The organism is Anaerolineae bacterium, assembly GCA_014360855.1.
Taxonomy (GTDB): Bacteria; Chloroflexota; Anaerolineae; order JACIWP01; family JACIWP01; genus JACIWP01.
Genome location: JACIWP010000141.1, coordinates 1 through 8,057, shown reverse-complemented (window position 1 = coordinate 8,057; position 8,057 = coordinate 1). Strand labels below are relative to the sequence as shown.

Here is an 8,057-nt window from a genome sequence, read left to right as displayed (position 1 = left end):
CACAGTCCCCAATATATCGGGGGGCCGGGCCGGTTGTCCACTTATCCCCAGTCCTTACTATAACGACTACTATAACTAGAACTCATCTCATAATCCAGGATGTGGTAAAATAATGCGTGCTACCCGAGCTTAACGAGGTGAGCACGATGGACCTGACCGATGAGCAGTGGGCCATTATTGAGCCGTTGATCCCACCAGAGGAGCGGCAGAGGAGAAGGGGACGGCCCTGGAGGGATGCCCGTGAAGTGCTGAACGGCATCCTGTGGGTGCTGCGCACTGGTGCTCCATGGAAGGACCTGCCCGAGCGATATCCCCCATACCAGACCTGCCACCGCCGCTTCCAGCGTTGGGTGAGAATGGGGGTGATGGAAGCGATCCTGCGTGCCCTGGCGGAAGACCTGAAAGCGCGAGGGGGTCTTGATCTCCAGGAGTGCTTCATCGATGGCACCTTCGTGGTGGCGAAAAAGGGGGCGGAGGAGTGGGAAAGACCAAGCGGGGCAAAGGTACGAAGCTCATGGCAGTGGCAGACCGCGCTGGTCTTCCTATCGCCGTATGCGTCACAAGTGCTAGCCCGCACGAGGTGAAGCTGGTGGAAGCTGTGTTGGAGGCGCGCTTTGTGTCCGAGCCACCGCGGCGTCTGATAGGAGATCGGGCTTATGACAGTGATTCGCTGGACCAAGCATTGGCGGAGCAGGGCATTGAGATGATTGCGCCGCACCGCCGCAATCGCAAGCGTCCGAAAACCCAAGATGGCCGCAAGCTGCGGCGTTATCGGCGGCGCTGGAAGATTGAACGGCTGTTCGCCTGGCTGGGTAACTTTCGAAGGCTGACGGTGCGGTATGAGCGTCATCTGGAAAACTTCCTGGGTTTTGTCCAGTTGGGCTGTATCATGATCTTGCTCAAACACCTTTTATGAGATAGGTTCTAGTATTCGGTGATCTCGCCGCCGGCGATGGGCCGGGCTTCCCTCCCGCCCCCCATATCCAGAGGGCGGTCCATACCCTGTCGGATGTCGCCCTCCGCCGTGTAGGGACCCACGCTGGGCCAGTAGCCGCGCCCATCCTCTCGGCGGAACTCGATGCGCGTGATGGCCTTGGGGCTTTTATAGCCGTATTTCCAGGGGAGCAAAACCCGCAACGGCGCACCGTACTCGTCGGGCAAAAGGGAGCCATTCATGTGGGTGACAAAGAGGGCGCGGGGATGGCGCATCTCCTCGATGGAGATGACCTCCCAATAGTCGTCGGCGCAGGTGATGTGCAGGTACTGGGCCGCCGGCTGAGGCCCTATCAGCCGCGCCAGCTCCTCATACCGGAATCCCTCCCATAGGGCGCGCGCCGACCAGCACTCGACGCACTTCATGCGGGCGTTAAGGCGTGTGCGCGGCAGGGCGAGCAGTTCCTCGAGGGTGAAAGAGCGGGATGTCTCGACCAGGCCGGCGACCTCCAGACGCCAGGAAGCCTTGTCCACCGCCGGGAAGGGCTTGTAATAGCGAATGTAAAACCCCTGGCGGTCCTCATTGTACAGGATTTTCAGGGCCTCAGTGGGTGACGCGGCCGCTTCGGGGAACGGCGCCGGTGCCTCTTCGGCGGGCCGGCTCTCCGGCGAAGAAAGGCCGCAAGCCTGGACCGCCCAAGCCACGGCACCCAGGAACCCGAGCTGGAACAGCCGGCGCCGGCTCAGCCGACCGGAGAAAGCGGACATACTCCCCTCCCTGTAAGGGCTATTATAGCACACGATAGCACACAGGAGAACCGCCGGCCGTAAGATGACCTACAGATGCCCCCTCCCCGCATACGGGGAGGAGCCGGGGGTGAGGTCTCCCCTGTTGCTTCCTATAGCGGATCGTGCTATACTTCACATGAGCCAGCCGCATGTCTCGATATGCACGATCCATTTGCGGAGTAACAACGGCGCGCTCCCACCCGCCTCATCTATCCAGACCGCGACCTGCCGGCCCACCACCAGATCCGACGCCGATATCCCTCTGCTGACCACCACATCCCGCAAATACGCTGGCCGGCTGTCCGCCAACGCCACGCTGGCCGTGTATGTGCCCAGGTCCACCGCCGCCAACACCCCCCACGCCATCATACCCCACCTCCTGGTTCATCACCGGACAGCGTGACCACCGACAGCCGCTGTTCATAAATACCCCGCCGGCGCATGTCACAGCGCTCCTGTATCCCCACCACCCGCACCTGCCGCCGGCTCCCATCCCGCCGCGTCCAATCCAGGACATCCCACAGCTCCACGCCCCACAGCGGCCGCAGGCGCAGCCAGCCGGCCGGCCCCTCCAGGCCGGCGCGCCGCAGCATCCCTTCCGCCGCCTGGCCGGCCTGTGCCGCGGAAAGGAGCGCCGCATCGTACCAGACCCGCCGGCGCGTCCCCATCTCCTGGATGGCATCCAGGTCCAGCGCCCAGCCGAATACCCCATCGCCGCTGGCCTGACACAGGTTGGCCCGTGCCGTGCCCTGCACCAGCGCCCCTTCCAGCACTGCCGGCTCCCCCGCCCCGCCGACGGCAAAGGCGGCCGGTAGTACGGCCGGGTCACGGAAGAGCACTGTCCCATACCCATCGAAGCGCAGGAGGTCCGGCAGATTCGCCATCAGCCGGCGCAGGGCGGTCGCCCCATCCTGGCCGGCCGGCACGACAAAGCGCGGCTTGCGCGTGCTCATCAGGTCGGAGCCGGCGCCGTCCGCCGCGAAGTCCAGCCCCACCTGCGCCAGCAGGTCCGCGCTAATGCTGGCGGTGGTGCGCGTCCCGTCCCAGGAGAAGAGCCGGCCGGCGCGCCATCCGCGTAACACTCCCCACCAGCCCTCCGCCCGCACGATCAGCCGGCTCGTCCCCTGAGACTCCCGCCATTCCAGTGCTGTGACCGTGCCGGCCGGCAGGTCGGCGTAATACGGCGCGCCGGCCGCCCATGCGCCGCGCGCCAGCCGCAGTTCCGCGCCCGGCCGCAGGGCCGCGTACGGGGAATCATCCTGTCCCGCCCGCGACAGCGCCCCATCTCGATTGTCCAGCACCACGACCAGCCCTCCGCCGGCCGGCATTTCATTGTACGTATACGCCACCACCCGCTCACCCAGCTCCAGCGGCTCCGTCTCCTGCACCGCACACCAGGCCCGGTCATGCCCGATGCGGTACAGCCGGCCCGCCGAGGCATCCCAGCACAGGCAAAGGGCCGCATCCGCCGCCGGCGCATAGCCCACCGGCTCCGCATCCGTCCAGCGCGCCGACCCCAGGGAAGCCGCCGGCAGGAGCGTCCGCAGGCAGGCCTGCCGGTAGGCGTTGGTCCCATCCCAGCGCTCCAGATAGCTCAGACGCACGGCATCGCCGGCGCACCAGGCCGGCGCGGCGAACTGAAACTGCGTCGCATCGGACGCTTCCAGCTCTGCCAGCGCGGCCCATGCGCCGGCGGGATATTCCCAACCATCGCCGTAGGCCAGCGTCCAAAGGCGCGGCAGATAGGGGGAAGCACTGTCGCGGCCGGCGGCAACCACCCAGAAATCGCCCTGCCAGAGCGCATCCAGGCCGTTGAAGAAATAGCGCGGCCCATAGCTCCAGGCGGACGGGGCTCCCCAGGAACCGCCGGCGTACCGCACCACTTTCAGCACGTCATCGGCGCCGGCGCCGCCGGCATCCAGCGCATAGAACAAGTACAGCTCATACGGGGACTGGCCGCGAAAAACGCCGGCCAGCGCGGTGATACGGCTCCCCGACGGCTCCGACAGAATTTGCGCCGGCGTGCTCCAGGTGACACCGCCGTCCGTGGAGAGCGTCCAGCGGATGTTGCGGTGAATGGCGCCCACCCACAAGATATGCACCTCACTGCTGGTAGGATGAGTGATGACCGCCGGCGCCACATCGTCGGCCGTCGCCAGTATCTGCCAGGGACACCATTCGTCCGGGTCCTCAGGATGGGGTATGCGGGCGACCTGCAGATAGCCGTTCTCATCCACTCGCGCCCGCACCAACGCGCCGTCGGCGCACAAACCGGCGTCATGCCCGTGCGCGGATTCACCGCCGGCGTACAATGCCTGCCAGGCCGGCCGCCATAGGCCGAACCGCCGGCTCCACACCTCCAGCCGAACCGCCGGCCGCAACTGCGGCCTTCCCTGCACCGCCTGCAAAGCCTCGGGGATGGCGCGCATGCCTCAGCCTCCTGTGGTGAAGGGTGCTGGGCCGGCAAATCCCATGCCCCTCAGCGCCGCCAGCTCCCTCAGCCGGCGGCGGAACCCCTCCAACCGGTCATTGGCCCAGTCCGCCCAGTGCACCGGCGTATAGCCCGAGACATTGATGCTTCCCACCGCGCTGCGCGAGCGCTCCAGGGCGGCATAGCCGGCCGCTCCCATCAGCACCAGCTCCAGATCCTCCGCCGGCAGGGTCGTATCCTCTGCCCCAGAAAGGCCGGCGATGCGGTGGGCCGCCCAGTACACCAGGCGAAGCTGTTGCCCCGCCTGCGGCACGGCCGGCGTCAGAAGGGTCAGGGCCGGCCCCATGCACTCAAAGGGGCACCACTGCGGCGGCCAGGCATCATCCTCGTACGGGGACCAGACCCGTTCTACCCCCAGCAGTCCCTCCAGCGCCGACAGGTCCACCTGCCGGCCCTCTTCCTCCAGCGTCAGCACGGCCTCCTGCCGCAGAGGGAGCCAGAGGTCGTACTCCCCCAGCGCCTTTTCCACGGCCCGCTCCAGCTCCTCCGCCGTCCAGGTCTCCCCGCCGGCATCGCCCAGGTCCAGCGCCAGGAGGGCGCGCAGGGTGCTGATATCCGCGCTCATCGCCGGCGCTCCTTTCGCTCCGGCGGGCGCGGAGAAGAGCCGGCGGCCGGCGGCGGTGCCGGCTCCTCCAGCCGCTCCTCCAGGGCGGTCACCCGCTCCACCAACGCCCAGACCGTATGCTCCAGTACCTGCACCCGCGCCCGCAGGGCGATCACCTCACTGGTGCCTTTCCCGACCATGTCCTCACCTCCTTACGTTGGGCTGGGCGCCTGGGCCGGCTGTCTCGCGCCTCAGGCGCCCAGCGCGCCATGATACGTTACGCCACGTTGTTCTTGTGCAGGCCGCGGTAGTCCGCCACACCGACGCACAGGAACCAGCGCACCTTAATGCGCATCTCGTCGTTGGTGAACATGGAACCCATCACCTCGCTGTCGGCGACGAAGATTTCCGGCTCCTGCCGGCCGAACAGCCAGCCCATCACGATGCCCTCCACCTGCGCTGGGGATGCCACGGCTGCCCAGTCATTGGCGTCGCTCCAGGGCGGCACCACGATGACCTCGAAACCCTGGTACCAGGGATTGATGTCGTTGTCGCCGGAGCCGGGAATATGGGTGCTGTTGCGGATCGTGAGGGCGGTGGAGCGCAGGCTGGTCGGAACCAGGAGGAAAGCCGGCGGCACCGCCAGCTTGCGCCCGGAGCCGGGCTCCGTCTGATTCATCATCGCCAGCGCCACATTGTCGAACTCCTCCAGCGACAGCGCGGCCGTGCGCAGGTTGCCGTGATGCGCCGCATCAAAGAGGTTATAGCCATCGGCCATGAGCGGGCCCAGGCCGGCGTTGGCGGTGAACACCTCGCTCACCATGTCCGAGACCGTGTTGTACGCCGCCGACCCCAGGAGCGTCGGGATGGCGCGCACCGCGTCCATGTCATCCGCCATGATCATCTCCAGGGTGATGCCGATGTAATTGCCCTTTTTGGCAATGCTGGCGGTCTCCATCACGTCGTCCCAGCTCGCCTCGGTATAGGCCGCGCCCTCATTGACGGTGCTCAGGGACGAGAAGCCGTGCACCCGGATCATTTTCATGTCCTGGAAGCGGTCCAGGTCGCGGTTCACCACAATGGACTGCCACCACTTCTCCCGGCGGTTGTAGGCCTGCAGCATGACCTTGTTCAGGCCGTCCGCCACCAGACTCGTCATGGTGGCGGTTGTGGCGTTGGCCAGCAGGGCGCGCTCGGGGAAGAGCCGGCCGCGAAACTCATGGTCGCCGGTCAGGGTGATGTACAACTCACGGATGCCGCTCAAGCGCGGGATATCGCGGTAGCGCTCCGGGATGGGAAGGCCCAGGGCGCGCTCCCACGCCAGGCGCACCCGGTCCAACTCATCCAGCATACCGCTGACGCCGGCGCGGGCCGCCGGCCGCGGCTCCCCCAACCCCTTCACCACGCCGGCCTCCAGCAGTTCGGCCCAGGTGGCGCGCTGGGCGGCGATGGCCTGCCCCAGCTCCTGCGGATGAAACAGCCGGCCGGCGAAGCGCTGGCGCACGGCGCGTTCCAGCGCTTCCGGCAGGCCGGCATCCCGCAGGGCGGCGTTCAGCGCGTGCTCGCACTGGAGCAGGGCAAGCTCGCGGGCCAGCGCCGGCTCCTGCGCGCCGGCGGCGCCGTCCGAAGACAAGACCTCGTTCGTGGACATCGTATTTCCCTCCTCTGGCATTGGTTGAGAAGCGGTCACTCCATCCGAAGCATTGAGCACCCGCAGAAAGGTCCCGCCGGCGGCGGGGTCAAACACCACGTCCAGGGAATGCACCTGTTGGATGCGCCGCACCAGGCCGCCGGCATCCCGCAGTACCAGCAGGTCGGCGCTCAGCCCGATGCGCGGCACCGCCCGGCCGGCCTCCCGGTCCGCCAGCCACTGGCGCGCCAGCTCCGCCACCAGCGGCCCCTTGGGGCCGGCCAGGCGCAGGCGCGCCCGCACCCCATCCTCATACCAGGCCTCCTCGACCACGCCGGCCAGGTCGCCCAGGGTCCGGCCGCCAGCGCGCGTGGCGTCCAGCGCGTCGGGATGGTCCAGGAACACCGCCGCGCCCCGCCACAGGCCGGCCTGCACGCTCGCCGCCAGCACCTCCGCCGGATAGCGCAGGCCGTTGGCCTCGCCGGCGCGCATGGCCAGCACCTCCAGCCGTGTCGCTCCCTCCACCGTCTCCACCCCGCCGGCCGGCTCCCATTCCCCCAGCCGCGCCCGGGCCAGCTCCAGCCGGCCGGCTTCCACCCGTTCCACTCCCATACCTGCACCTCCTTTCTTGCGGCGAATTCGTTCCGGGCCGCATAAGAACTTGCCGGCCACCCCAAAATGTGCTATAATCAAACTGGAAGTGAATCCCCTTGTGCCTTATGCAGGATACCTTCTCCTGCAGGCGCTCAATGGCGAGCCTCTCCCTATGCGCGCGTGAAAGCCCATATTCCCAGGAGGTGGACCATGGCGCAACAACTGCATCTGGGGACCCTGCTCGCCGCATCAACTACCCAGCCCTCCGAGCGACCGACGTTCCTGCTCCATCGCGTCAAGTGTCCGAAATGCGGGCAGTCGGTCTGGTTCACCCTGCGCTCCGACTGTTCGCCGGAAGAGGTGGATGCGGCCCGACGATGGGAGGCCCAACGATTGCTGCGCGAGCCTTGTGAGCGGCATGCCAGCCGCAGTCGTTAGACCTTCCCTGAGCGGATTTCCCCTTCTAACCCCAAGCGTTACAAGTTTGTTCACACAGCATCACCTGGTGAAGCAGTTTGTAAGAGCATATCAATATCCTCCTCGCTGATCAGCTCGCCGGCGGCCTTAAAGGCCAGTCGTATGGCGCGGCGCGCGTCCACCCAGCCCAGCTCCCGCATGCGGGCCAATGTCTCCACCATCTGCCGCGCGGCACGGCTCAACGACTCGTTGTCATCGCGCACGATCTCCGGCGCAGATACCTTCAGCTCCAGCCGCTCATAAAACCGCGCCCTGCCCACCGCCACGGCCCGCTGATAGGCGACCCCCACCAGCCGTTCCACCATGCGGCATACCTCCATCTGCCGCCGGCGGTAATGCCGAAAGGTCGGGTCCCCCATCTCCGCCGCCGTGGCGCGGGTCGCCGATTCCCCCTCGCTGAGGAAGTGCAGGGGCACGCCGGCGCCGGCCGCCACCAGCAGACGCATCGCCTTGCCGTCCGCCTGAGCGTCCTGCGCCTCGATATGCGGCTGAACCGCCTCCCAGCGTTCCCCCTCATTGCTGATGATGACGGAGCCGGGCGCCGGCGGCCGGCTGTACTCGGCGCGCTTCTGGGCGATGACAGCCGGCGTCGCCCCGCG

At 67.1% G+C, this 8,057-nt stretch carries 8 protein-coding genes and 1 pseudogene; 2 read left to right on the top strand and 7 right to left on the bottom strand.

Features of this window, described 5'->3' with window-relative positions; all coding sequences use genetic code 11:
• The first annotated feature begins 146 nt into the window (after positions 1-146).
• Positions 147-916 (top strand): annotated as a pseudogene (locus H5T60_08835) (IS5 family transposase).
• An 8-nt stretch (positions 917-924) separates the two neighbouring features.
• On the opposite strand, the gene H5T60_08830 reads toward H5T60_08835, so the two are convergent.
• The 6 genes from H5T60_08830 to H5T60_08805 all read right to left on the bottom strand — a co-directional run bounded on the left by H5T60_08830 (position 925) and on the right by H5T60_08805 (position 6,999).
• Positions 925-1,701, bottom strand: coding sequence for a molybdopterin-dependent oxidoreductase (locus H5T60_08830; protein MBC7242536.1), 777 nt, complete (start codon positions 1,699-1,701; stop codon positions 925-927).
• Between the two features lie 153 nt (positions 1,702-1,854).
• Complete coding sequence (locus H5T60_08825) at positions 1,855-2,091, bottom strand: hypothetical protein (GenBank protein MBC7242535.1); 237 nt, start codon at positions 2,089-2,091, stop codon at positions 1,855-1,857.
• On the bottom strand, positions 2,088-4,151 hold the full coding sequence (locus H5T60_08820; GenBank protein ID MBC7242534.1) for a hypothetical protein: 2,064 nt from the start codon (positions 4,149-4,151) through the stop codon (positions 2,088-2,090). Before H5T60_08820 ends, H5T60_08825 begins: the two co-directional genes overlap by 4 nt.
• Positions 4,152-4,154: 3 nt before the next feature.
• Positions 4,155-4,778, bottom strand: a complete 624-nt coding sequence (locus H5T60_08815; protein MBC7242533.1) for a hypothetical protein — start codon at positions 4,776-4,778, stop codon at positions 4,155-4,157.
• A complete protein-coding gene (locus H5T60_08810) occupies positions 4,775-4,957 on the bottom strand; it encodes a hypothetical protein (GenBank protein MBC7242532.1) in 183 nt (60 codons plus the stop codon). Before H5T60_08810 ends, H5T60_08815 begins: the two co-directional genes overlap by 4 nt.
• Positions 4,958-5,034: 77 nt before the next feature.
• Positions 5,035-6,999 carry a Mu-like prophage major head subunit gpT family protein gene (locus H5T60_08805; GenBank protein ID MBC7242531.1) on the bottom strand — a complete coding sequence of 655 codons (1,965 nt, stop codon included), beginning with the start codon at positions 6,997-6,999 and terminating at the stop codon, positions 5,035-5,037.
• 192 nt (positions 7,000-7,191) lie between these two features.
• Here H5T60_08805 and H5T60_08800 point away from each other — a divergent pair, with 192 nt between their 5' ends.
• Positions 7,192-7,419, top strand: coding sequence for a hypothetical protein (locus H5T60_08800; GenBank protein MBC7242530.1), 228 nt, complete (start codon positions 7,192-7,194; stop codon positions 7,417-7,419).
• A 50-nt stretch (positions 7,420-7,469) separates the two neighbouring features.
• Here the strand turns inward: H5T60_08800 and H5T60_08795 are convergent.
• Positions 7,470-8,057, bottom strand: a 588-nt coding sequence (locus H5T60_08795) for a hypothetical protein (GenBank protein ID MBC7242529.1), incomplete at its 5' end; no start/stop codon positions are given.

What these genes read in the sequence shown, in the direction of transcription:
- H5T60_08830 (MBC7242536.1), bottom strand. Translation starts at nt 1,701, where the DNA reads ATGTCCGCTTTCTCCGGTCGGCTGAGCCGGCGCCGGCTGTTCCAGCTC.
- H5T60_08825 (MBC7242535.1), bottom strand. Translation starts at nt 2,091, where the DNA reads ATGATGGCGTGGGGGGTGTTGGCGGCGGTGGACCTGGGCACATACACG.
- H5T60_08820 (MBC7242534.1), bottom strand. Translation starts at nt 4,151, where the DNA reads ATGCGCGCCATCCCCGAGGCTTTGCAGGCGGTGCAGGGAAGGCCGCAG.
- H5T60_08815 (MBC7242533.1), bottom strand. Translation starts at nt 4,778, where the DNA reads ATGAGCGCGGATATCAGCACCCTGCGCGCCCTCCTGGCGCTGGACCTG.
- H5T60_08810 (MBC7242532.1), bottom strand. Translation starts at nt 4,957, where the DNA reads ATGGTCGGGAAAGGCACCAGTGAGGTGATCGCCCTGCGGGCGCGGGTG.
- H5T60_08805 (MBC7242531.1), bottom strand. Translation starts at nt 6,999, where the DNA reads ATGGGAGTGGAACGGGTGGAAGCCGGCCGGCTGGAGCTGGCCCGGGCG.
- H5T60_08800 (MBC7242530.1), top strand. Translation starts at nt 7,192, where the DNA reads ATGGCGCAACAACTGCATCTGGGGACCCTGCTCGCCGCATCAACTACC.